Annotated in this window: 15 protein-coding genes; 3 read left to right on the forward strand and 12 right to left on the reverse strand. The window is 66.6% G+C overall.

All coding sequences use genetic code 11. The annotated features are described in order from the left end of the window. Positions 1 to 130 precede the first annotated feature (130 nt). The 4 genes from AB4Y42_RS30270 to mdlC form a co-directional block, all read right to left on the reverse strand. Positions 131 to 1528: an MFS transporter gene (locus AB4Y42_RS30270; RefSeq protein ID WP_368696199.1), complete on the reverse strand. Its 1398-nt coding sequence runs from the start codon at positions 1526 to 1528 to the stop codon at positions 131 to 133. A gap of 74 nt (positions 1529 to 1602) precedes the next feature. Then, the gene (locus AB4Y42_RS30275) at positions 1603 to 2526 is read right to left on the reverse strand and encodes a ketopantoate reductase family protein (RefSeq protein ID WP_368696200.1); all 924 of its coding nucleotides are present in this window, start codon (positions 2524 to 2526) and stop codon (positions 1603 to 1605) included. Between the two features lie 9 nt (positions 2527 to 2535). Next, entirely contained in the window at positions 2536 to 3987 is a 1452-nt protein-coding gene (locus AB4Y42_RS30280; RefSeq protein ID WP_368696201.1) for an aldehyde dehydrogenase, read from the reverse strand. Between the two features lie 49 nt (positions 3988 to 4036). Continuing rightward, entirely contained in the window at positions 4037 to 5689 is a 1653-nt protein-coding gene (gene mdlC, locus AB4Y42_RS30285) for a benzoylformate decarboxylase (RefSeq protein WP_368696202.1), read from the reverse strand. Between the two features lie 107 nt (positions 5690 to 5796). Here mdlC and AB4Y42_RS30290 point away from each other — a divergent pair, with 107 nt between their 5' ends. Continuing rightward, entirely contained in the window at positions 5797 to 6705 is a 909-nt protein-coding gene (locus tag AB4Y42_RS30290) for a LysR family transcriptional regulator (protein ID WP_368696203.1), read from the forward strand. A gap of 9 nt (positions 6706 to 6714) precedes the next feature. Here AB4Y42_RS30290 and AB4Y42_RS30295 read toward each other — a convergent pair whose 3' ends face one another. From AB4Y42_RS30295 to AB4Y42_RS30310, 4 genes are read right to left on the reverse strand one after another with little or no spacing between them, the layout of a single operon-like run. Continuing rightward, on the reverse strand, positions 6715 to 8700 hold the full coding sequence (locus AB4Y42_RS30295; protein ID WP_368687356.1) for a heavy metal translocating P-type ATPase: 1986 nt from the start codon (positions 8698 to 8700) through the stop codon (positions 6715 to 6717). Beyond that, the gene (gene hflK, locus AB4Y42_RS30300; protein WP_368687355.1) at positions 8697 to 9731 is read right to left on the reverse strand and encodes a protease modulator HflK; all 1035 of its coding nucleotides are present in this window, start codon (positions 9729 to 9731) and stop codon (positions 8697 to 8699) included. The genes AB4Y42_RS30295 and hflK overlap by 4 nt, the downstream gene beginning before the upstream one ends. Then, a complete protein-coding gene (hflC, locus tag AB4Y42_RS30305) occupies positions 9728 to 10804 on the reverse strand; it encodes a protease modulator HflC (RefSeq protein ID WP_368696204.1) in 1077 nt (358 codons plus the stop codon). The genes hflK and hflC overlap by 4 nt, the downstream gene beginning before the upstream one ends. A 36-nt stretch (positions 10805 to 10840) precedes the next feature. Next, complete coding sequence (locus AB4Y42_RS30310; RefSeq protein ID WP_368696205.1) at positions 10841 to 12727, reverse strand: SPFH domain-containing protein; 1887 nt, start codon at positions 12725 to 12727, stop codon at positions 10841 to 10843. A gap of 267 nt (positions 12728 to 12994) precedes the next feature. Here AB4Y42_RS30310 and AB4Y42_RS30315 point away from each other — a divergent pair, with 267 nt between their 5' ends. Then, positions 12995 to 14404, forward strand: coding sequence for a GGDEF domain-containing protein (locus tag AB4Y42_RS30315; RefSeq protein ID WP_368696206.1), 1410 nt, complete (start codon positions 12995 to 12997; stop codon positions 14402 to 14404). Positions 14405 to 14709: 305 nt separating this feature from the next. Further along, positions 14710 to 16035 carry an MFS transporter gene (locus AB4Y42_RS30320; RefSeq protein ID WP_368687482.1) on the forward strand — a complete coding sequence of 442 codons (1326 nt, stop codon included), beginning with the start codon at positions 14710 to 14712 and terminating at the stop codon, positions 16033 to 16035. 12 nt (positions 16036 to 16047) lie between these two features. Here AB4Y42_RS30320 and AB4Y42_RS30325 read toward each other — a convergent pair whose 3' ends face one another. The 4 genes from AB4Y42_RS30325 to AB4Y42_RS30340 form a co-directional block, all read right to left on the reverse strand. Beyond that, entirely contained in the window at positions 16048 to 16845 is a 798-nt protein-coding gene (locus AB4Y42_RS30325; RefSeq protein ID WP_368687351.1) for a sulfite exporter TauE/SafE family protein, read from the reverse strand. Positions 16846 to 16977: 132 nt separating this feature from the next. Then, on the reverse strand, positions 16978 to 17490 hold the full coding sequence (locus tag AB4Y42_RS30330) for an H-NS histone family protein (protein WP_368696207.1): 513 nt from the start codon (positions 17488 to 17490) through the stop codon (positions 16978 to 16980). Positions 17491 to 17723: 233 nt separating this feature from the next. Next, positions 17724 to 21194 (reverse strand): AAA family ATPase, encoded by a 3471-nt coding sequence (locus AB4Y42_RS30335; protein ID WP_368696208.1) that lies wholly within the window; start codon positions 21192 to 21194, stop codon positions 17724 to 17726. A gap of 3 nt (positions 21195 to 21197) precedes the next feature. Further along, positions 21198 to 22448, reverse strand: coding sequence for an exonuclease SbcCD subunit D (locus AB4Y42_RS30340; protein WP_368687348.1), 1251 nt, complete (start codon positions 22446 to 22448; stop codon positions 21198 to 21200). Positions 22449 to 25089 lie beyond the last annotated feature (2641 nt).

The following is a 25089-nucleotide window of genomic DNA, read 5'->3' on the forward strand; positions in this document are numbered from 1 at the left end:
TCGATTCGACGCGTGAAAAGGCGACACGCAGCCTTGTTACGTGTCGTTTTTTTAGGACTCTTGATTGAAAGAACTGGCCGACCGAACGCGATGGCGCGGGTCCGCGCCATCGTCCGGTCTCAGGAATGGGTCAAATCCGCTGCTGTCCCGCGCGCTTCGGGATATGACGGCCCACCACGGCCAGCGCGATCAGCACCAGCGCCATGGCTGCGCCGAGCATCGTCAGATAGCCCGCCGCGCCGCCTGCGGTAATCACCACCGCGCCGGCAAACGCGCTCAGGATCGCGCCCACGCGGCCGAACGCCAGCGCCGAAGCCGTGCCCGTCGCACGTACGCCCGTTGGGTAGACATAGGCACACAGCGCGTACATGGTCGATTGCACCGCATTGACGAACAGCCCGTGCAGGCCGAGACCCGCGATGAGCAAGCCCGTGTGCTGGGTCGCGCCCACGCCGAGCATCACCCAGGCGCTCGCCGCACCGCCCGCGCAGCACAGCAGGAGCGGCCCGCGCGAGCCGAAGCGCGCAATGGCGAGCGCGCACAGCAACGCGCCGATCACGCCGCCCAGGTTGTACGCGCTCAGCCCGTAGCCGGCGAGCGAGACGCTCAGACCTTCGCTCGTCAGCATGGCGGGCAGCCAGCTGAATGCGCTGTACACGGCGAGCAGGCACATGAAGAACGCCCACCAGATCGCCACGGTGTCGCGTGCGCGGCCGTCGCGAAAGAGCGCCGTGAAGCCCACGTGCTTTTCGGCGCTTTGTTCGCGCACGTCGGTGAACACCGCGTCCGGCGCAACCTCGCGCGCCATGCGGCCGAGCAGGCGCACGAGTTCGGGCCAGCGTTTCGGGCGGCGTGCGAGAAAGCGCGGCGACTCGGGCAACGCCACGAGCAGCACGAGCGCGAGCACGAGGGGCAGCACGCCGCCCGCGAAAAAGAGCCCGCGCCAGCCGTACACCGGCAGCACTTGCGCCGCGAAAATGCCCGCCAGCATGCCGCCGAGCGGCACGCACACGATGGTTGCCGTCACGGCGAAGGTGCGAAAGCGCGCGGGCGTGAATTCGGCCGTCATCGTCGTCGAACTCGGCAGCGCGCCGCCAATGCCGAAGCCGGCAATGAAGCGCAGCGCGGCGATGGCCGCCACGTTCGGCGCGAGGCCGATTGCGCAGGTCGCCGTGCCGAACACGAGCACGCTGCCTACCACGGCCCAGCGGCGTCCGAAGCGATCCGCGAACAGGCCGGCGAATGCGCTGCCGAAGCCCATGCCGATCAGCCCCGCCGCCACGACGGGCGCGAACGCATTGCGCGTAATGCCCCACTCCTTGATCAGCACCGGGATCGCGAAGCCGATCAACTGGCTGTCGAAGCCATCGACGACGATCGACAAGGCCGCCAGCACCACGGCGAACTTCTGCAGCGTGGAATACGCGCCTTCGTCGAGCGTGCGGCCGATATCGACCGTGCCGCCGGCGATGGCGGCGCTCTCGTGCGGCGTCGCTCCCGAGGCGGGAGCGGGCGTGGCATACGTCATGAATTGTCTCCTTTGCTGCGCTGTGGACGCGCAGTCATTCGTTTGTCATGGTGTCGCGACGTTGACTACCTGGTTCATACGGAATCCTTTGCATCGACGAGACGAACGAGATGCAGCAGCGCTGCCGTATTCGGCACGGCGATCGCACGCATTCGCGCGGCCTCGACGACCGCGCCGTTGATGGCCTCGATCTCGGTCTTGCGTCCCGCGAGCACGTCCTGAAGCATCGAAGGCCGATGCGCGCGGTGATGCGCGAGCGCGTGCCGCACGTTGTCGGCCACATGCGCCTCGTTCACGGCCACGCCATGCGCCTGCGCGACCGTCGCGACTTCCGCGACGATCTTGAGCGCGAGCGCTTCGCCGTCCGGCACGTTCGTGAGTTCGCCGACGGTGCAGCCCGTCACCGCGCACAGGCTGTTGAGCGCCGCATTGAACGCGACCTTCTCCCAGATCGCGGCCCAGACATCGGCGTCCGCGCTGCAAGCGAGGCCGGCGTCGTTGAGCGCTTCGACCGTGCGGGAAAGCATCGGCGAATCCGCGCCGTCGGCGCTCATCAAGCGGATCACGCCCGCGCCGTGCGAACTCACGTGGCCAGGACCGTTCTTGTCGGCGGGCCAGGTCGTCACGCCTATCATCACGCGAGCCGGGTCCGCGAACTGTGCGAGACGCTCCGCGTTACCGAGGCCGTTCTGCAGCGAGAGCAGCGCGGTTTGCGGCCCGAGCACGGCGCGCGCCGCGCCGAGCGCCGCCTGCGTGTGCAGCGTCTTGGTGAAGACGATCAACAGATCCGCTGGCGTGGTCGCCGCCTCCGGCCGCAACGCTTCGAGATTCGTGACGACGCGCTCGCCCGCATCGGTCGTGAGCCGCAGACCGGTTTCTTTGATCGCTTTCAGGTGCGCTTCATCGACGTCGAGCAGCGTGACGCGATGGCCCGCAACGGCGAGCAGGCCGCCGAACAGCGAGCCCATCGCGCCCGCGCCGAGGATGGCGATATGCATGGCGCGCTCTTAGAACGGATAGTGGCGCGGCGCCGTCTGCAGCGTGATCCAGCGCAGTTCGGTGAATTCGGCAATCCCTGCCTTGCCGCCGAAGCGCCCGAAGCCGCTCTCCTTCACGCCGCCGAACGGCATCTGCGCTTCGTCGTGCACGGTCGGCCCGTTGATGTGGCAGATGCCCGACTCGATGCGCTGCGCGACGCGCCACGCGCGCGCCGTATCGCGGCTGAACACCGCCGACGAAAGCCCGTACGCGTTGTCGTTCGCGCAGGCAATCGCGGCGTCCTCGCCGCGCACGCGCACGATGCCCTTCACGGGGCCGAACGATTCGTCGTGATAGAGGCGCATCTCGGGCGTGACGTGGTCGAGCAGCGTGGCGGGCATCAGCGTGCTGTCGGCCTTGCCGCCGCAAACGAGCGTCGCGCCTTTGGCGAGCGCGTCGTCGATCAGCGCGTTGCAGCGCTCGACGGTGCTCATGTCCACCACCGAGCCGAGCACGACCGGGCCCTTGCGCGGGTCGCCGAGCGGCAGCGCGCGGGCGCGCTCGCCGAGACGCGCGACGAAGGCGTCGCCAATGCTTTCATCGACGATGATGCGCTCCGTCGACATGCAGATCTGCCCGGAGTTGGCGAACGCGCCGAACGCGGCCGCGTGCGCTGCCGCTTCGATATCGGCATCGTCGAGCACGACGAGCGGGGCCTTGCCGCCCAGCTCGAGCACCGATGGCTTTAGATAGCGCGCACAGGTTTCGGCGATGATGCGGCCCACGCGCGTAGAGCCCGTAAAGTTCACGCGGCGCACCTTCGGGTGCGCGATCATGGCTTCGACCACGCGCGCCGCGTCGGCGGGCGCATTCGTCACGAAGTTGACGGTGCCGCGCGGCAGGCCCGCCTCCTGCATCGCCGCGATGATGAGACCGTGCGTGGCCGGACAGATCTCCGAGCCCTTAAGCACGACGGTATTGCCGCACGCGAGTGGCAGCGCGATGGCGCGCACCGCGAGGATCACCGGCGCATTCCACGGCGCGAGGCCGAGCACGACGCCCGCCGGCTGGCGCACGCCCATGGCGACGCTGCCGGGCACGTCGGAGGGAATCAGCTCCCCGCCGATCTGCGTGGTGAGCGCGGCGGCCTCGATCAGGCCCCCCGCCGCGAGATGCACGTTGAAGCCCGCCCAGATGCCCGACGCGCCGGTTTCCGCGGCCATCGCCGCGGCGAACGCTTCGGCTTTGGCTTCGAGCGCGTGCGCAGCCTTCGTGAGCAGCGCGCGGCGTTCGCTCGGGCCCATGGCCGACCATACCGGAAAGGCGGCGGCGGCGGCATCGACGGCGGCCACGGCATCTTCCACTGTGCCTGCGGGCGCGCGGCTCGCCACCGTGCCGTCGAGCGGATTGCGGCGCTCGAACGTCGCCCCGTTGCGTGCCTGCACCGCTTCGCCGTCGATCAGCATCGTTACGGTTTGCATGTCCTTTTTCCTCGCTTTACGTGAATTCGATGGGTTGCGCGCGCACCGTTCAGGCGACGAGCAGCTCGACCAGCTTCGGGCCCTGCCCGGCCAGCGCGCGGCCAAGCGTATCGCGTAACGGCCCGGCCTCGCTCACGCGCACGCCGGGGCAGCCCATGCCCGCGGCCAGTGTGACGAAATCGAGCCCCGGCAGGTCGGTGCCCTGCACCGGGTCGGTCGGCGCGAAACCGAACACCGGCGCGAAGTCCTGCAGCGCGGCGTAGCGCGTGTTGTTCAGGATGACGAAGGTAATCGGCAGCTCGAGCTGCACCGCGCTCCAGATCGCCTGGATCGAGTACATGCTGGAGCCGTCGCCGATCAGCGCGATCACGCGCTCGCCAGGCCTTGCGAGCGCCACGCCCACGGCGGCGGGCATGCCGTAGCCCAGGCCGCCGCTGTCCATCGTGAGGAACGTGCCGGGGCGCTCGTAGGGCAGATACGTCTGCATCACCGGGCGCGAGCTGGGCGCTTCCTCGACGACGGTCGTGCCCGCGTCGCGCACTTCGGCGAGCGTTTGCAGCGCATAGGCGACCGACATGCGCTCGCCCGGCTCAACCGGCGGCACGGCGCGGGGCGGCACGGCGCGCGCCGTGGGCATCGCACGTTCGACGGCCGGCGCGGGCCGCTCCAGCAGATCCAGCACGCCCAGCCTCACATTGCCCACTGCGGCCATGCCCTCGGGCGTCCACGCGGCGGTGTTCGGATCGTCGATCAACTGGCACAGCGCGGCGCCCTGCGGCACGTGCGGCCCGTGGCCCTCCACGTGATAGGTGAAAGCCGGCGCGCCGATCGCGAACACGAGATCGTGCCCGCCGAGCAGCTCGACGATGCGCTCGCGCATGGCCGGCAGAAAGCCCGCGAACAGCGGATGCTTTTCCGGAAAGCTGCAACGGCCCGTCATGGGGGCGACGAACACGCGCGCACGATGGCGCTCCGCGAGCCGCACCACCTCGTCGGCCGCGCCCGCGCGATCCACCGCGCCGCCCACCACGAAGACGGGGCGCGCGCACGCGTCGAGCGCTGCGCCGATGGTCGCCAGCATCGCGGGCTCGGGGCGCGTGGTGTGCGCGAGCGCGCGCTCGGGCACGCGTTCGGCCGGCTGGTCCCAGTCGTCCACGGGAATCGACACGAACACCGGGCCGCGCGGCTCCTGCATGGCGATCGCATAGGCACGCGCAATCGCGAGCGGCACGTCCTGCGCGCGCGCCGGCTCGATGCTCCACTTCACATAGGGCTTCGGCAGCTCGGTGGCCTGGGTGGCCGCGAGAAACGGGTCGAACGGCAGGATCGAACGCGCCTGCTGCCCCGCCGTGACGACGAGCGGCGTGCGGTTGCGAAACGCCGTGAAAATGTTGCCCATGGCGTTGCCCACGCCCGCCGCCGAGTGCAGGTTCACGAGCGCCGCGTTGCCGGTGGCCTGCGCGTAGCCGTCGGCCATGCCGACCACGACCGCTTCCTGGAGGCCGAGCACATAGCGGAAGTCGGCGGGAAAGTCGCGGAACATGGGCAGCTCGGTCGAGCCGGGGTTCGCGAAGACCGAGGTTATGCCCACGCGGCGCGCGAAGTCGATGACCGCGTCGCGCACGGTAAAGGCGCCGCCGGGCGCCGTGGTGTCCTGCTTCTGTTGGTTCCGCTGGTTCTGCTGAGGCGCGCTGCCAGTCATCCAAGGCCTCCTGTCGAAAAAAGCGCGTCGTTCAATGGAGGATCATTATCGCGACGCTGCGGGTAACCGAAAATTGCGGATTTCGCCAAAAGCCATTACCTTTGGGCATGACTTACAACCTCCAGCAACTCCAGGCGTTCGCGACCATCGTGTCCGCGGGCAGTCTCGGGCGCGCGGCGGAAACGCTGCACGTGACCCAGCCCGCGCTCTCGCGCGCGATCCGCCGTCTCGAGGAGCAAGTGGGCGCCCCGCTGTTCGAGCGCCATTCGCGCGGCATGCACCTCACCGCCGTGGGCGAGGCGCTCCTGCCGCACGCCATCCTGCTGCAGCGCGAAGCGGAACAAGCGCGCGAGGAAATCGACGCCATGCGCGGCCTCGCGCGCGGCACGATCCGCGTGGGCGCGGTGGGCAGCATTGCGAGCCTCGTGCTGCCGCTCGCCGTGAGCGGCGTGCTGCGGCGCTGGCCGGGGCTGCGCGTCGAGATTCTCGAAGGCGTGTGGGACCGGCTCGCGGATGCGCTCGTCAAACGCGAGATCGATCTCGCGCTCAGCATGGCCGTGCCCGATACCGACGAAATCGCAGCGATCGGCGATTGCCGCTGGGAGGATTCCAGCTACGTGGTGGCGGCGCACGATCATCCGTTGCGCGCGAAACCCGACCTCACGCTCGCGGACACGCTGAACGAGCAATGGGCGATCCCGCCGCGCGGCACGGCGCCGTTCGAGCACATGGAGCAGGTCTTCGCGGCGCACGGGCTGGGCCTGCCGAACGTGGTGGTGCAAACGCGCTCGATCACGGCACTCAAGAGCCTCGTGGCGCGCTCCGGGTTCCTGAGCTGGATGGCATCGACGATGTACCTCACGGAAAGCAAGGCGGGTGTGTTCGATACCCTGGACATGCCGGGAGTCGAGGGCCGGCGTACGCTCACCGCGTTTCGCCGGCGCCACGGCATTCTGCCGAGCCCGGCGGTGAAGCTGCTGGAGCAGTTGCGCACCTTGACGGCGGTGCCGCACTAACGGCGTTCGTCATTCCTCGCGCAGGAGACGCCCCGCATTCGCGATCACCACGAACGTGCCGACGTTGTGCAGCACCGCGCTCGCCACGGCGCTCAGCACGCCTAGTGCCGCCAGCGTGATGACGGCCACCGTCCACGCGAGCCCGATCGCCGCATTCGCCGTCGCGATGCGCCGGCAGCGCCGCCCGAGGCGCACGCTGTCCGGCACGCGGCGCAGGTCGTCGGCGAGCAGCACGATATCGGCGGCGGCCACGGCGATATCGATGCCGCGTTCGCCCATCGCCACGCTGGTCGCACCGGCCTTGATCGCGAGCACGTCGTTCAGACCGTCGCCGACCACCATCGGGCGATGCCCCGCGCCGATCTCGCCCAGCACATAGTCGAGTTTGTCGTGCGGCAGCGCGTGCGCCACCACGGTGTCGATGCCCACTTCGGCGGCCACGCGGCGCGCCACGCGCTCGCGGTCGCCCGTGAGCAGCGTCGCACGCTCGATGCCGAGCGCACGCATCCCGTCCAGCGCTTCGCGGGCTTCCGGGCGCACCGTGTCGGCGAAACCGAACCATGCGAGCAGGCGGCCGTTGAGTGCGATGCCTGCGCATGGGCCGTCCAGCTGCGCGGGCGTGGGCGGCAGCGCGCTCACGTATTGTTCGAGCAGGTCATGGCGGCCCAGTACGGCCTCGCCTTCCGGCATCGTCGCGAGCACGCCGAGGCCGCGCAGTTCGCGCGCGTGCGGGGGTGGCTCGGTTTGCGGCTCTCCCGGCGCGCCGTAACGCAGCAGCGCGCGACACACGGGATGCGCGCTGACCTGGGCGAGCTGCGCGGCCAGCGCCAGTGTGGTGGCTTCGTCCGCGCCAGGCTGCAGCATTACCGTCGTCACGCGCAATTCGCCGTGGGTGAGCGTGCCCGTCTTGTCGATGACGAGCGTATCGATCTCGGCCAGCGCGTCGATAAAGGCCGCATTCCTGAACAGGATCCCGCGCCGCGCACCCGCCGCAATGCCGGCGATCGCGGTGGAAGGCGCCGCCAGCACGAGCGCGCACGGACACGAGGCGACGATCACCGCGAGCATGGCCGAAGCGTTCGCGCTCACGAACCACACGATCGCCGCGATCAGCAGTACGAGCGCGAGGTAGGCGTCCATATAGCGTTCGAGCGCCTGCGTGATGGGCGGCTTCGCGGCTTCGGCGCGCTGCATCAACTCGACGACCTTGCCCAGCGTCGAGGCCTTGCCGACGTGCGTGATCTCCACGCGCAGCGGGCCGTCCAGATTCATCGCGCCGCCAAAGACGCGTGCGCCCTCGCCCGCGTCCTGAGGCAACGATTCGCCCGTGATCGGCCCGTTGTCGATGGCCGAGCGGCCGTGCCGCACGATGCCGTCCGCGGGCACGCGCGAGCCGGGCAGTACATCGACGACGTCACCGGGGCGCAGCGCGTCGTAGGGCACGGTCTCGATCGCGCCCGCGGCGCTCACGCGCCGCACGTCGCCGGCCGTGAGGCGGCCCAGCGCACGGATCGCTTCCTGCGAGCCGAGCACGCTGCGCTCTTCGAGCGCGTGGCCGAAGGTCATCACGATGGGCAGGAGCGCGGCCGTCGTCATGTCGCCCACGGCCCAGGCACCCAGCATGGCGAGCGCGATGAGGCGGTCGGTCACGCCGTGCAGACTCGGCGTCCGGAGGCTGCGCCACGCGCCCGCGAACACGGGCGGCGCGACCACGAGCGAGGCCGCCGCCGCCAGCATCTGCGCAAGCGTGGCGCTGCCGCGCGCCAGATGCGGCCACGCGAGCGAGAGCAGCAGCAACGCGCCCGCGAACAGCGCGAGCAACGTGTGGCGCGTGATGGCGCGGCGCTCGGCGTCCGACATGACGAGCGTGGCGACGGATGGCCCTCCATGGCCTTCGTGACCTTCGCGCGCGTGGCCGTGTGCGTGCGCGGATTTGGCCTCGTGCGCGGCGCCTGGCGGGCGATGACTCGTCGGCGTTTCGTATGGCGTGGTCATGGCGCGCGCCCCGGCAGCACGAGGCTCGATGCGTCGTTGGGGTCGAGCGTCGTCACGCGCGCGGCGCGCGCGAGCACCGCCTGCACGCGGTCGCGATACGCGCGCGCAAGCAGCCCCGGATCGTGGTTCGCGCCGAGTGCCGCTTCGAGCTGCGCGATCGTCGAGGTTTCCGACTGCGCCGTCGCCACGCGTTCCGCCGCGCTCGCTTGCGCGTCCTGCACGATGCGGTCGGCGCTTTGCTGCGCGTGCTGCCGCGTCTTTTCGGCGAGCGTGCGCGCCTGCGCGACATCGCGCTCGGCGTTCTGCAGCGAAGTCAGCACGGCATTGAACGCATCGACAGCCGAAGCCGGAAACGACGCTTGCAGATCCATGCGCGAGACCTCGATGCCGAGCCCCGCATGGGCGGCAGTCAGCGCGTCGAGCTGACGCTGGACCGCGCGCGCGAGATCGCCGCGCAATTGCTCGCGGCGCGCGGCCATCTGCTGATCGGCGGCCACCATCTCCGGGCGCGCGACGAGGATCGAATCGAGGTCGCGTTGCGCGGCGGTTTGCGCGACCGCGGCCGAGACGATGCGCTCGAGCGCGGCGTCGAGATGCTCGAGCTGCAACGCATACGCGTAAGGGTCGCTCACGCGGTAGAACAGCGTCGCGCTCACCTGCACGACGCCGTTGTCGCCCGTGAGCACGTAGCCGGAACCCGCGAGCGCGTCGCTGGCATCGCTCAGTTGCGCGGGCGCACCCGGATCGCGCGCGAGCGAGACGATGCGCCGCTCGAGCACACGCTCGCTGCCCGGCACGAGCAGCACCGTTTCGAACGGCCGCGGCAACGCGACGAGCAGTCCCGCGCCCTGGCTGCGCACGTAGGCGCCAAACCGCATCACGACGGCGCTGCTGTCGGCGGGAATGCGGCGCACGTTCGACGTGGCCCACGCGAGCGCCGCGAGCACGGCCAGCGCCGCCACGAACCAGAACGACAGACGCACCGCCTGCGCGCCGGGCCCGAGCGCCGGGACGTTGTCGCTCGTGCTCATGGCGTGTGTCCGCGCGCGTGCGCAGTCGTTGCGGGCGCAACGACCGCGCCCCACGGCGCCGTGGCCGCCCCGAGCCCGGGCGGCCCCTGCACCAGTGCGCGGAACGGCGCGGCGTCGGTGCGCAGGATCAGGTTCGTGTTGCTATTGACGACCGTGCCGAGCGTGTCGAGCGAGCGCAGCATCGTATAGAGCTGCGGATCGGCGGCATAGCTCTTGCCGTAGATCGCCGCTGCATCCTTGCGCGATTGCGCCTCGATATCGGCGGCTTTCACGTTGGCGTCGGCGATCAGCACGCGCGCGTCGCGATCGGCGTCCGAGCGGATCTGCGCCGCTTCGCGCAGGCCTTCGGCCGTGCGTTGCGCGGCCACGGTCTCGCGCTCCGCGCGCATGCGATCGACCGTCGCGGCCAGCGTCACAGCGGGCAGCGTGAGACGCTCGAGGCCCACCTGCACGACGTGCACGCCATAGGCCGCATAGACCTGCGCATCGACCTGGCGGCGCAGCGCCTCTTCAAATGCGCCGATGCGGACCTGCGACGGATCGGTATTCACGAGCGAGGCGAGATCGAAGCCGGCCGACGTGGTCTGCAAGGCCGAACCGACCAGCGAGCGAATCTGGCGCGCGGCTTCGTCGGGTTCGTTGCGCACCGCGCGCACGAAGCGGCCAATGTCGTTCGCGTTGGCGGGCACGCGCCAGGCCACATAGGCCTGCACGATGATGCGCAGACCATCGCGCGTGCCGACGTCCTGCAGGCCGCTCGAAGTCGTGTGCAGGCGCAGGTCCACCGGCACCGCGGCCTCGATGGGCGCGGGCAGGCGCCACGCGAGACCGGGCCGCAGCAGCACGCGCACGGGGTCGCCAAAGCGCGTGACGACAGTGGCCTCCCCCTCGCGCACCTGCACGACGCTCGCCACGATGAGCGCGACGATCACGCAGAACAGCGCGAACGCCACGCGCAACGCAAAACGCCGCGGATTCACGGGCGCCGATCCGACTGAACCACCGGAGCCGCGTGCGCCGTGGTCATGATGATGATGGGAATGCGCATCGCCGTGCGTATGCAAAAGACTCACGTTCGAATCACCTTGCTCTGTCTATGGGGTAACGGGTCACCACGCCTTCTTCGTGCCTGCCGCCGTGGCCGGGCTCAACGTGCGCAGGTCGATCGTCGCGCGGCTGCCACTCGCGAGCCGACCGTCGATCACGGTCACGCTCGCGTTTTTTAGCCCTTTTTGCAGGCTGTGCAGGTAATACTCGAAGCCGAATGCCGGGCCGCCGAGCTGCTGCGCGATCACATCGGCGTCGAAGCCGATCTGCTGGGCGCGCGCGGCGGCAAGCGTGTCCGCTGCGTTCGCGCTGCCCAGCGCGACGGTCTCGATCGCCTGCTGCTGCGCTTGCCCGAGCGCCGTCGCCGCAGAGCCATGCGCCTGCACCACACTGGCTTGCGCGCGAATCTGCGCAGCCTGCACGCCGTGATACGCGGCGGCCGCGCCCGCGGGCGGGTGCACGCTCTCGATCACCACGGCCACGACCTCGATGCCGCTCGCGAGCCGGTCCAGCTCGTGCTGCACGGCGCCGCGCAACGCGCCGGCCATGGCCGTTTGCGGCGTGTCGAGCAGCGACGGTAGCGTGCGCGACGCGAGGTAACGCACGACCTCGCGGTTCGCGATCGAGCGCACCGTGTCGTCCATGTCGACCGCTCGATAGAGCGACGCGCGCGCTGCGGCGTCCGTGAGACCGACGCGATAGTCGAGCCGCACGTCCGCGCTCACGATCTGGAACGCCTGCTGCGCGCCGCTCGTGCCGGCGATCACCTGAGTCGTCTCCCAGGGATGCGCCACGTCCCACAGGCGATTCAATTGCGCGGGTGTGTCGCCATCGGCGGAAACGGCAGGCGCGGCGCGGCTGCTGTCGTTCGCGCTGCCCGAGACGATCAGTTGATGGACCGCGCCGTTGTCGATCACGCGCGCGCGGCCGAAGGGCCAGGGCAGGCCCGCATGCAGGCCCGGCTGCCACACGGCGACGGGTGCGCCGAAGCGCTCGTACACAGCGCGCTGATCGGGGCCGAGGATCGTCACGCCGCCGAGTAGCCAGCCCACCACCACCATGGCCACCAGCGCGCCGGGCAGGAGGCGAACGAAGCTCTGGAGCGCCCAGTTCTGCCGCAGGTCGATGCCATAGCACATACGCAATTGGGCGTTGAGTGCGGCGACCGGACGTGCCTGCACGCTCAGCACGCCCGCGAGGCTGCTATGCAGGAGGCGGTCCTCGTCGGGCTTGGCCAACGCTGCGAGCAGCGCACGCAGGCCGAGTTCGACGGCAATCACGCCGGAAAGCAGGGCGACGATACGCACGAGCCACGTAAGCGCCTCGCCCGCATAAGCCAGCGCCGCAACTGAAGCCGCCATACTCAACGCAGCGACGAGCACCAGACGCAACGACCCCGCGAGCGCGGCGGATTCGCGTGACTGCGCTGCGCGCTGCGCATGAAAGAGCTCAGCCACGAGCGCCGCAAAAGCGATGACGAGCGCAGCGGCTCCCGCGACGAGAAAAGGCGCGGATTCACGTTGCGAAACCGTTGGCGCATAGGCGGGGGACGTCCACGCAGAGATGGCGAACGCAAGCGAAACGAGTGCGGCGAGCGGCGCGATCCACCCTTGCCACGGAAGCGACCGCAGCAGGCCGCGCATGTCGGCGGCCTCCGAATTGCGCTGGAACGCGAGGCGCACGAGGTGCAGCGCAGTCTTCGCGACCGGTTCGCCGGCTGGCGCGCGCGCCGCCAACAGCCGCGTGCCGAAGACGACGATGAAGAGATTGAGGCACGCGCTCGACATCACGGCGCATAGGCGCGCATCGAACGGCACAGTGGAAACGAAAGCCAGCGCGCCGAACACGCAAGCCAACCCCAACGCGGACCAGCCGAGCCTCGTCTGGCCCGCACGACCGCCGAGCCAGCCATAGCCTTCGCGGTGGTCGCGCGATACGCGATGCATCATCAGCAATCCTTACATGCAAATTACATGAAACAGGCCCGCGCGTGGCGACCACCGAGCGCGCGATGCTGAAATTCGCGCGCCCAATGTAGCGCGCTCAAAACCGAAACTCAATATAACTGGGCTCGTGCATCCGTGCCCCACTATTTAGCCGATTCGGAGCACAATACCTTCAGTCAATTTAGTCTGCTTTCCGGACGCGAGCGGCCCCTCACGCTGTCACGCCACGATCACAATTCTCGAGCTGCGCATCGACCCAAAAGTCATCATATGGACGGCTTGCTGATCGGTCCGGCAACACGCAGGCAGGCGCTCTTCGCCAGCGTATGCGCGTTTGCGATCCTCCTCACGCTCGCGCTCGCGGCGCCGCGTGCGCGCGACGCCTTGCCCGGCATCGCCCCGTTCATGCCGATGTGCGCGCTCACGGTGTTCACCACGTCGAGCATCGCGGCGTTCCTGCTGGGCGCACGTTTCGCGGCCACGCGCGTGGCCATGCTCGCCGCGCTGGGCGGCGCCTACGCGTTCACGGCCATTACCGTTGCGCTGCAGCTGTTGATGTTTCCTGGCGTGTTCGCGCGCACGGGGCTGCTCGGCGCGCTCCCGTATAGCGCCGCATGGATGTGGGTGTTCTGGCACGCCGGCTTTCCCGCGCTCGTCATCGTGGCCGAACTGGTGAGAAAGCGCCTGCCCGCCCCGCCATTCGCCCGCGAACGGCTCGACGCGCGCGGCTGGCTGCTGATCGCGGGCCCGGCGGCGGTCGCGGCCCTGCTCGGCGTGCTCGTCACGCACGTCGATCTCGCATCGCCGTTTCACGACGTTGCGGACGCTGTGCCGGCGGCGGCTTTCTCGCCGGCGTCGGCCATCGCGAACAATCTCGCGGGCCTAGTGATTTGCGCGCTCAACCTGATCGCCATCGCGCTCGTGCTGCTCAAGGGACGGCTGCGCCTCGTGCTCGATTTGTGGATCGTGGTGGCGCTGCTCGCCTCGCTCGTCGACGCCGCGCTCAATACGATGAGCATCGAGCGCTTCACGGTGGGCTGGTATGTCGCGCGCGTGTTCAGCATGTTCGCGCCAGGCGTGCTCGTGTGCGTGCTGGTGTGGGAAGTGACGGCGCTCTATCGCCAGCTCGCTGAAGAACACGCGACGCTGATCCGCGCCTCCGCGCGCGATGCGCTCACGCGTGTCTACAACCGCAGCTATTTCGACGAGCAGTTCCGCGAGGCCTTCGAGCGCGCGGCGCACAGCGGCCAGCCGCTCTCGCTCGTGATGCTCGATGTCGATCACTTCAAGCACTACAACGACGCCTTCGGCCATCTGCACGGCGACGCTTGCCTCGGCGCCGTCGCGGGCGCGCTCGCCGCCACGCTGGCGAGCACGCTGCACGCGCCCGGCGGTTTCGTCGCGCGCTATGGCGGCGAAGAATTCGCGCTCGTCCTGCCCGGTACCGGCGCGGATGAAGCCGCGGCGCTCGCCGAACGCGCACGCGCCGCCGTCGAGCAGCTCGGCATTCCCTCTCCCGCCGCAGGCGGCCTCGTCACGGTGAGCGCGGGCTGCGCCACCCGTGACGCGATCGTTGCGTCGTCCCCCAATGCGCTGATCGAAGCCGCCGATGCCGCGTTGTATGCGGCCAAACACGCCGGCCGCAACCGCGTGAGCCACACAGGCGCGAGCATCGCGTAAAGCGTGCCGATTCGTTGCCGCTTGCGTTGGCATGAGCGGCATTGCGAAGCGCGGCATTGCCATAAGCGCAACGCATTTGGGTTTCAACCAGGTGCTTCGATGTCCCGGCATCAATAAAGTGCGTGCTATGGCCTGTTTCAGTATTTGCATACGTCGCGCGCTACCCATGCAAATACATCGATGCAGGCACATTTTGTTCCCCACACGCTTTCAAAATGTAATGAGGAATCGGGATGTCCATTGAAAAATCGGCGGAAATTGCCGCCCGTTTCGACCGGCTGCCGCCGTCGCGCACAGTCTGGTCGATGGTGATTCTGCTGTCGCTCGGCGGCGTATTCGAGTTTTACGACCTCTTCTTCACGGGCTATGTCGCGCCCGGCATGGTGCATTCGGGTCTCTTCACACCGGAATCGCTCGGCTTCTTTTCCGCACTCGGGCCGCTCAAGGTGGCCGGCTTCGGCACCTTCGTATTCTCGACCTTCGCCGGGCTGTGGGTCGGCGCGCTCGCGTTCGGCCAGGTCGCCGACCGGTTCGGGCGGCGCATGATCTTCACGTGGTCGCTGATCTGGTACATCGTCTGCACGGCGATCATGGCGTTTCAGACGAGTGGCCAGGCGCTCAATATCTGGCGCTTCATTGCGGGCATCGGCATTGGCATCGAGCTCGTGACCATCGACACGTATATTTCCGAACTGATCCCGAGCGGCGAGCGCGGCCGCGCCTACGCAGTCAACCAGTTCATCACGTTCAGCGTGGTGCCCGTGGTCGCGTTTCTCGCCTATATCCTCAAGGACTCGCATCCCATCGGCCTCGACTACTGGCGCGTGGTGATCCTGATCGGCTCGATTGGCGCGGTGGTGGTATGGTTCCTGCGCCGGAGCATTCCCGAAAGCCCGCGCTGGCTCGCGCGCAATGGCCGTGAGGACGAAGCGGAACGCATCGTTGCAGACATCGAGCGGCGCGTCAGCGCCGAAACGGGCACGGCTCTACCGCCGCTCGGGGCGATCTCGCTTGAAAAGGCCGGGCGCGGCTCGCTTGGCGAAGTGTTGCGTGCACCGTATTTGCGGCGCACGGTGATTCTGTCGATTTTCAACATGGCGCAGGTGATCGGCTTTTACGGCTTCGCCGCGTGGGTGCCGACGCTGCTGATCGCGCGCGGCGTCCACATCACGCAGAGTCTTGCGTACGCCTTCGTGATTGCCATCGCCAATCCGTTCGGGCCGTTGATTGGCGTGTGGTTCGCCGACAAGCTGGAGCGCAAGACGCAGATCGTCGGCGGGCTCCTGATGATGGCCGTGGTGATTACGCTATTCGCGCAAGCCACGCAGCCGTGGGTCCTGATCGTGCTGGGCGTGCTGTTCACGCTCGCTTCGAACGTGATGTCCTATGCCTATCACGGTTACCAGGCCGAGCTTTACCCGACGCGTATCCGCGCTCGCGCCGTCGGCTTCGTGTACTCGTGGAGCCGCATTGCTGCCGCGTTCGCGGGGTTGGCCATCGGCATCCTGCTCCATCATTACGGTGTGCCTGGCGTCGCGGTGTTCATCGGCGCTTCGATGCTCGTGGGCATCGTGATGATTCTGCTAGGGCCGGTGACGCGTGGGCTCTCGCTCGAATCGATCAGCCATTGAGTCAAGCGATCGTCAAAACAGCACGTGCGATTTGACGATCATCTGCACGGCCGCGGCGAGCACGCACACGAGCACGACCACGCGAAACGCGAGCGGATGCAAGCGGTCGCGCAACGGTCGAATGAGCAGCATGCCCGCGATGGCGGGCACGCTGGCCGCCGCCGAAATCGCGAGATCGACGAGATTGGCGTGCGCGCCGTGGCTGAACGTCGTGATGAGCGTGATGACCGAAACGACGAGAATGATCGCGATCTGTTTCGTGAAGGCGCGGCCCGTGGCGCCCGACGCGATCAGATACATGGCGAGCAAGGGCCCCGGCACGGCGGCAATGCTCTCCATGAGCGCCGCCCCGAAACCGAGCGCGAAACCCACTGGCCGCGCGAGCGCAGGCGCGAGCTTGAATCGCGGCGAGACGAGCAACAGCAACGCCGCCACGATCAACGCCACGCCCGAGGCCGCCTGAGCGTGATGCGGCTCCAGCGCGATCAGCACGGAAACCCCGATCACATTGCCGATCACGGTGCCAATTAACGGCGCCGCGATATTGCGCACGGTAGGCAGCATTTCGCCCCCTTCCAGCGCCTGCGGAATATTGCCGAGAATGATCGGCATGGACAGCAGCAGCACCGCTTCCTTGACCGGCAAAAATTGCGTGACGATGGGCATGGCCACGAGCGGCACGCCAATGCCCGTCACGCCCTTCACCATACCGCCCAACACGAGCGCAACCGCAATGCCGAGCAATTGAAGGACGTCGAGCGACTGCAGATGGGGCGCGAGAAGACCCGAGGAAAAGGAAAGGCCGGACATCGGTGACGATCAGGGCAATGGGCGCGCGTCGTTTCGCGCCGCTCATGTGAAAGTGGCCGCGGGCGTCGAAACGCCGGCGCGGCCACCGGTTCGAAAGCGAATTTCGCCTATGCGCTTTTTTCAGCGACTTTATTAAGCAGCCGCTGCGGCTTGTGCCGGCTTTGCGGCGGCTCGACGGCCTGCCGTTTTACGCGCCGCCCGTTTTGCGGGTGCGGCTCTCTTCGCCGGTGCGGCCTTGGCGCGCTTCGCCGCGGTCTTTTTCACCGCCGCGGCATTGGCGCGCGGTTTGCGTGCGGCCTTGGTCGCGGTCTTTGCCGCGCTGCCGTCGATCAGGAATTTCGAACGGTCTTTCACGTCGCGAATCCATGCCGGCGCACGGCCGCGGCCCGTCCACGTGGCGCCCGTTTTCGGATCGGCATATTTGGCCGCAACGGTGCGCTTTGGACCTGCGGCTTTGACGCCTTTACCAGGTTTGCGGCCACGCTTCTTGCCGACGAAGCGTTCGATGTCGGCCACGCTCAGGCCATGTTTGGCCATCAGATCGCGAATTTTCGTGAGACCGACCGACGTTTGTTTTTCCACGATCGATTCGGCCTGCTTTTGCAGCTTTGCGATCTTCGATTGAATTGCATCCAGGGTGACCATTCACACCTCCTTATTCACGGTTTTTACGGACACCCTTCAACCATCACTGGCCGATCGAATTGCGATCTTGTCGGCCGGGGCGTCGCGAAAGACAAGGTGATTATGAAGTCAAATCCCGCAAACTGGCAAATTTAAACGAATGTTTTGTAGTGAAAAACATGTTTCCTGATCAGATTATTGATCGTTCCGCAAACAAAGTTCCCATGAATTCTCATTGAGAAACATTCGCACCGCTACGCAACGAGAGGCGTGCGCTGCAATTCGACGACATTGACCTGCGTGCCGAATATCTCGCGAATCATGGGCAAAAGGTGATCGTGGTGCGTGAGAAACAACACCTGGGTTTTCGCGGAGAGATTCCGTAATGCCGCGAAACCGGCCTTTGCGCGCTCGTCGTCGAAATTGATGAAGAGATCGTCGGCAACGAAGGGCAGCGCCGCCTTGCTCACCAGCTGCAATTCGAGGGCCGCGATGCGCAGCGCGAGAAAAAGCTGGTCGCGCGTGCCTTCACTCATTCCACTCACTTCCACGGTTTTGCCGGTGCTGCGGCGCGCATGCAATGCCGGCGGATTGCGTTCGTTATCGACCACGAGCCGCGCGAAATCACCGAGCGTGAGTCCCCTGAATATTTCCCCCGCGCGACGCAGCATCGGCCCCTGCTTCTGATCGCGATAACGATCCGTTGCCCATTTGAGCAGGCGGCTCGCGGTCGCGGCTTCGAGATATTGCTCCGCGGCGTCGCCCATGGCGCTCAAGGCTTCCTGGCGCTTCGCTTCGGCGAGCGCGGCCTTGGCCTGGCCGTTGATCGCGTCGAACGCTTGCCTCGCGCTCACCTGTTGCTGCAGGCACTCGCTCAACGCGCGGTCGCCCGCTTCGCGTTGCTGGTTCACGGTTGCGAGCAGCGCGGGTACCTCGGTGATGGGCTGCTCCGCAATCTCTGCCGCGATGGCATCCTGTGCAAGTCCGTCGCCTTCGCGCACGAGCGTGTCCCGCGCCGCCGAGATCGCTTTCGACAGTGCGCGACGCGCGTCGGAACGCTCGGCGAGCGGCAATGCCGCGTCGATTTCGTTCACGCCCGCGAGTTTCAGAATGGGCTCGATGCGCGCCTGTGCGCCCGCTACCGCCGCGGCGGCATCGGCTACGCGCGTGCGGGCGGCCTGCACGTCGGCATCGGCCTGGGCGAGAGATTTCGCCGTTTCGCGCGCGGTTGCGAGCCGCGCCGCGAGCTGACGCGCCACGTCGATGCCGTCGCTCGACGCGGGCCATTCGGGCGCGAGCGTCTCGGCGAGGCGTCGCGCGTCGGCTTCCAGCATCGCTAATTGCATGCGAATCGCGCGAATGCGGTTGCGGGGTGCTTCGGCATCCGAAAAAGCGGCCGCAATGGCATTGGCGAGTTCGACGGCGCCTTCCGCCGCCGCGAGCGTCGCCGCGCGTGCGCCGAGATTCGCTTGCGCAAGCGCCTCGCGCCATTGCGTCTGCCACTTTGCGTAGGCGTCCTGTTCAATCGTCAAACGGGATTGTGCAGCTTCGCTCGCACGCTCGGCGTCGCGAATCTGCGTTTCCAGACCTTCGCGCTGCACGGCGCTCTTGTGAGCCGATTGCACGACGGTTTCCGCCATGCCGATCAGCGTCGTCAGCGCATCGTCTTCGTTTGCCTGTGCGACCGGGCGCAAGGTTTCGAGCAGCGCCGCATGCGCGGCGATGCGCGCCGCTCGACGCGCTTCGAGCTCGCTCGCGCGGCGATCGCTTTCGCTCTGTGCGTTGAGGGCCGCTTCACGATTCGCGAGCCACGCGCCCATGTCCGCAAGCGTCATGCCAGCCAGTTGCGCGTCAATGGCAATTTGCGTCCAGGAATTGCGAAAGGCTTCAAGTTCGCGCTCGCGTTCGCTCAACGCCGCAAGCTTGCGCTGCGCATTCGCGCGCGCCGTCTCGACTTGCTGACGCAAGTTCTGCAATGTAGCCGCCGCCTGCGAGGTGCCGAGTTGCGCGTCGACGAGTTCGTCGGCGAGGCGCATCGCGTCGTCCACTGCGGGTGCGCCATCCGCGAGACTGACGCGCGCCTGCCTGACTTCGTCCCACGCGCTGTCGCGGCGCGTGCGCGCCGCCTGCACTTCGGCGGTCGTGACAACCTTGTTGCCCTGCGTGAAATGCGTCTCCTGCAATTCGAATCGCTCGATCTCTTCTTGCGCGGCCGCAGCCGCTTCTCGCGCTGCGGCCACCGCGCTAATGCGCTCGCTTTCTTCCTTTTGCAGTGCGGCCAGACGCGTGACCGATGGCAGGTCGAGCGCGCGCAACGCCGGCACCGGCTTGCTCCACTGGCCCAGCAGTTGGCGTTTCTCTTCGACCGTGCGCTGCGCGTCCGCCAGTTCGCGTTCGAGCGCGCTTTCCTTCGTCACACTGTTGCGGAATTCGTGCGCATCGTCGAGCGCCGCGTGCAACGCATGCGGCACGTCGATGCCGGGCAGGCGCACAAGCTGCTCCTGCAATTGAGCGAGCTTGCGCGTCTGTTCGTCATATGCCTCGCGTGCCGTAGTGAGCGCCTGCTCGCGAAGACCGTGATCGCGCAGCAGGTTCGTCACCGTCTTCAGCGCGAGCGCGCCGGGCAATGCCGCGCGCAATGCGGCTTCGTCACCCGGCCAGCCTAGCTGGGCCGCAGCGGCGAATGCGGCGTCGAGATAGTTACGGACCTCGGTCTCACGCACCAGCAATTCGCGCGGATGATTGACGCATTCGCCGCGCAGCGTGTCGAGCGCGTCGATTTCGGCGGCGAGTGCAAGTGCCGCACGATCGGGCTCGATCGCATCGCGTGACGCTTCTTTGCCCGCAAGATCGGCCTGGCGCGCTTGCTGCACTTTGCGCTCGGCGGCGATGTCGGCTTGCGCCTTCAACAGATCGGCATGCGCGGTGGGCGGTAAATCGACGACCTCGCCCAATGCGGCCAACTCGTGCTGCTTGAGCGAAAGCTCTTCTATATAGGGAGCGAGGCGGCGCACGCGTTCGAGCTTCGAGCGCTGCGATTCGAGACTGCGCTGCTCGGCGCGCAACCGCTCGATAGCTTGTTCGACCGCTTCGAGCGCGTCTTTCTTCTCGACCCAATCGCGCGTGCGCACCTGCGCGGCCTTCAGTTCGCTCGTTGCCTCGGCGAACGATGTTTCCGCCTGTGCATACGCACTGCCACTGCGTCGCGGAGCCCAAAGTTCGGCCGCGCGATTCTCGAGTTCCTCGCGCACGGGCCCGAGGCTGCCCACACCCGCCGCCGATTCGAACAACACCTGGCCGAGTTTGTCCGATGCGTCGAGAATGCTGCGGCCGCCTTCAACGAGCCGCGCATGATCGAGGCCGAACATCTGCTCGAAGAACTCCTTGCTCGTGCCGTCGAGAAATGCGGCGAGAAAGTCGTCGGGCAGTTTGTCGTCCTGCGGAGTACGCAGCGAGTTGCGGCCGCGCGCGCGATGAAATCGTTGCTCGGCCGCGCCGTTTTCCAGCACGCCGCCGATGCGCAATTCCGGCGTGTTATGGAGAAAGTCGAGCGGCGTTTGCAGGCGCATGCCGAACAACAACTCCGACACGGCGGTCCGCACCGTGGACTTGCCCGCTTCGTTCGGCCCCACGATGACGTGGAAATCGTGCGCCGCATGGGGAAACGGCAGGGTCGTATCGGTGAACTTGCCGTATTTGATCAAATCGAGTTGCTTGAGACGCACTGGTCATTCTCCCGTGGAAAGGCGCGCAAGCAGCGCGGGGCCGACCTGCTCCACCAGCGCCGCGAGTTTGCCCTCGCGGGCGAGTTCGAGCAGTGGCGCGTCTTCTTTCACTTCGCTGCGCACCTTGCCGACGAAGGCACGCAAATCGCGTTCGAGCAGTGCGAGAAATTCGGCGTCTTGCGTGGCGGCTTCGAGTAGCAGTTTGAGATCGGCAATCGCTTCGATCTGCTCGTTCTGTGCAGCAGCCGTATCGGCGGCGCTCGTTTCGAGCTTGACCTTTTCGAGCCACAGCTTGTCATTGCCGATAATGCCGATCTGATTGAGCACTTCGGCGCGCAATTGCGTGGCGCGCCCGAAAAAGAGTCCATGGGCCGGCGACTTGCCCGTCACCGTCACGCGCACCGCGCGCGGCACATGCGCGTCGACGGCCAACAGCGCTTCGAGCGCAGCGCCGATCTTGCGCGACAGATCCGCGACGCTTTCGCAATCGCTCGCGTCGACACGCACCGACTCCCAGCGCAGCACGTCGAGGTAGAGACGCTCGACCTCCGTGCGGCCGCCCTCGATGCTCACGAGCACGGCGCCGCGGCGCCCCGTTTCGCGGATGTGCCGGCCCTGCAGATTGCCGGGGAAGACGATGGTCGACTCTTCCGCCCACTGCTGAAATTCGTGCACGTGGCCGAGTGCCCAGTAGTCGTAGCCCTTCGCGTGCAATTCGGCACGCGTGCATGGCGCGTAAGTCGCGTGCGCGGCATAGCCCTCGAGCGCGGTGTGGAGCACACCAATGTTGTAGTAACCGGAAACCGGCGACGGGTAGCCCGCGGCGAGATTCTCGACCACGGCCTTGTCCTTGAAGCTCTGCCCATGCAGCGCCACCTTGATGTCGTGCAGCGCGTGGGTTTCAGGCTTGCGATGACTGAACACCACCACGTTGTCCGGCAATGTGAGTTTCCTGGTCATTTCGCTTTCCGCGTCGTGGTTGCCCCACAACGCGAAGACGCGAATGCCCGCATTGCGCAGACGTCCCATCTGCTGGCCGAAGAAGATGCCGGTGTTGTGGTCCTTCCAGTCGCCGTCGTAGAGATCGCCGGCGATGACGACGAACGCGACCTCTTCTTCGATGGCGCGATCGACGAGCAGGCGCAACGCCTCGCGCGTGGCGTTGCGCAATTGGGCGACCGGCGCATCGGGATAGGCGCTCAGGCCATGGAGCGGGCTGTCGAGGTGTAGGTCTGCCGCGTGGATGAACTTCACGACGTGTCCTCTATGGTGTTTGCGGGCGCTGAATGGAGAAAGGGCGATTGCTGCTGGATCGCGCGAGCGGCAAGTGATGCGCGCCGGCGATGTGAGCACGACTATGGGCCCGGATCGAAGCCCTGGAATGTGGCTCGGCAATGGGGCCCAATTTTAATCGACGCGGCTGGGGCGGCTTCAGGTAACGTCGCGGGGTAAAGCGCTGCTTCGCACATGACTTCAGCCCGAAGTTCGAGAACTACAAAATACGTATTGAAATATACGATCGGCACCGACGAGGTGAGTTTTAGTTCGTTGACCACCATCCTGACTGTGTTTCGGGGTCGGAGAGCCGGTATGCCCGTGAAACAAGTACTAGAATTTGGATTGTTTCAGGCATCAAACGCCCGTGGGATAACAGTTTCACCGATTTCTCGGTTTTGAGTGAAATGTTTCACGGTGGATTGCTGGCTTTCTGAGGGTGGATCGGCGCGTCGCACCGCGTGGCTTTTCGCGATGTGGCTGCTGTTCGCCTCGTCTAGGCCACTGTGCGGCTCGCTCGCTTACCGATGGTGCTCCACTTCTCTGCTGTATTTTCTCGGTGTTGGAGCGTTGGTCGCTACGTGGCTTTCTCGTTTTAGGTGGCCGGTGCACTGGGCGCACGCGTCCGCCATCGCTCGCTTCATCTTCGGCGGTACTGACTGACGTAGACAGTTAGTTGCATTAGTAGCGCTTAGTTGTTGCACGAATGTAGGCGATCTATTCAGTCACGAGAAGTCACGCTCTACCGTCTACCGTCGCTCGCCGGATGAGCAACGAATAACCGAGCAAGCTCAGCGCGGGAACGCGGAGACCAAGCGCCGTGGCACGTTACCGTGACGAGCGGTCCTACCCCACTCCCACACCGCGCACGGCGAGCTCGCCTCTGACCCGCAGGCTATCCGTTCTGTCGCTCGCTGGGCTTGCCGGTCCTCTCAAAAACAGGCGTCACGTGAGCATTACTGGGCGGTGCTGCGTCGGCTGTGCCGGAGGCAATCGGGTTGGAATCTCAAGGCAAAGCGCAAGCGGCGGACGCGAGTACATGGCGCCGCCCGCCACCGCCAAAACGTCGGCTCAACGGGCTGACAGCGCTCGTACACTGATTGAGCATGAGCACAATGCGTGAGTTTTGTTGTGACGCATGGATGGAGGGCGTTCATCGCCGAAAAGGCGTCGGGGGGAAATCGAGGTCGGCGATGTTGGTAAGCCATGGCTCCACGCCGTGTGGAGGACTGTCTGTGCGGGCGCTTTGGCGGTCAACCCAGGAGTTGGTGCAACGTCGCAGTTGGTGCATACGGCAACCAGCAACTGCAAGTCATAGGAGCGGCCGGAGGATCGTGCGATGCAGCCCATCGGACCATGCAAGTGCCCCGCCGATTGCCGGCAGCACTCGTTCTCCAGGAGACGATGCGGAACATGGCGCTTCTCCAGTTCTTTAAAGCAGCTTGATCTCAGTCGGAGTGGCGGAGGCGGCTTCGTCTTCCACTGGCGAGCGGGTACCCCCCATTAGGAGCCGCAAAGGTTGGGAAATGCCGGCGGTGTGTCGAGTCGACACACGTGCTGGCAACGCCGATTGCACCCGCGGCGGCCAGGCGCGCGGGACATCTGCGCGATGTGGATCGCCTTTTCACACCTAGGGGCCACCAAGCGCTTTGGACGTATTCGCTTCCTCACGAACCGCGCGCGCCACCGATGTGGCATGTCCCAGATCACGGTCACCAGAGACCGCCCCCGCGGGGTGGCAACGACCGTGTGTCGACTCGACACATCGCCTCGGCCAACAAATCAGCAACCGAGCGATGGACCATGGCACACCGCACGACGAGTGCAGCCGAGGAGATGACCTCATCCTTCGTTCCCGCCCCAACGATGAGGTTTGTCCTGGATCGCAATCTCCTCACGCGGCGACCGCGATGAAGCCGCGACAGTGTGTCGACTCGACACACTGCTCCGGGTGGCAAGTCAGCATGCGAGCGAACAAGCGATGAATCGTCCTCGCACACACAGCACGATGAAGGCGCTGGGGAGATGACGTCATCCCCATGCTCGTTGTAGTGCGCCTCATGACTCTCGCGGTTTGCAGCCACGGTCCGCGTGTGTCGACTCGACACAGCGCCTAACCCCAAGCAAATGAATTCGAGGACCGCCGATCGTGGCTCTAGAGCGCGCCTCACACCGCCGGCAACCCGTGAGCGTCGCCGACGGAGTACTCGAGGCGGCTACATGTTTCGTCTTTCGACGAGCATGATCATCGGTCGTGTGTCGAGTCGACACATAACCGATCGCCGGACGAACGCAGGCATTATCGATAACCACTCAACTCGACACGACGCAAGCCAAACACCTTTTCACCGCTGTGTGTCGACTCGACACACGAGGCAGATTGACGGTCCTACGTCTGGATGCGCCGCCCCCAAAGACAGACCCTCGACGCGCTGACTGCCACCGGAATCCACGCGCCGTGCGCAGCATTGTCATAGCCCGCACCTCCCCGCCACGATTTACCTTGCCCGTGGTCGACTCGACACACGCCTCACGCGCTCGTCCAACGAGCTCCTGTGTGTCAACTCGACACACGAGGCCGATCGACGGTCCCAACGTCTGGGTGCGCCGCCCCCACCGA

The organism is Paraburkholderia sp. EG286B (assembly GCF_040965655.1).
In the GTDB taxonomy this organism is placed as follows: domain Bacteria; phylum Pseudomonadota; class Gammaproteobacteria; order Burkholderiales; family Burkholderiaceae; genus Paraburkholderia.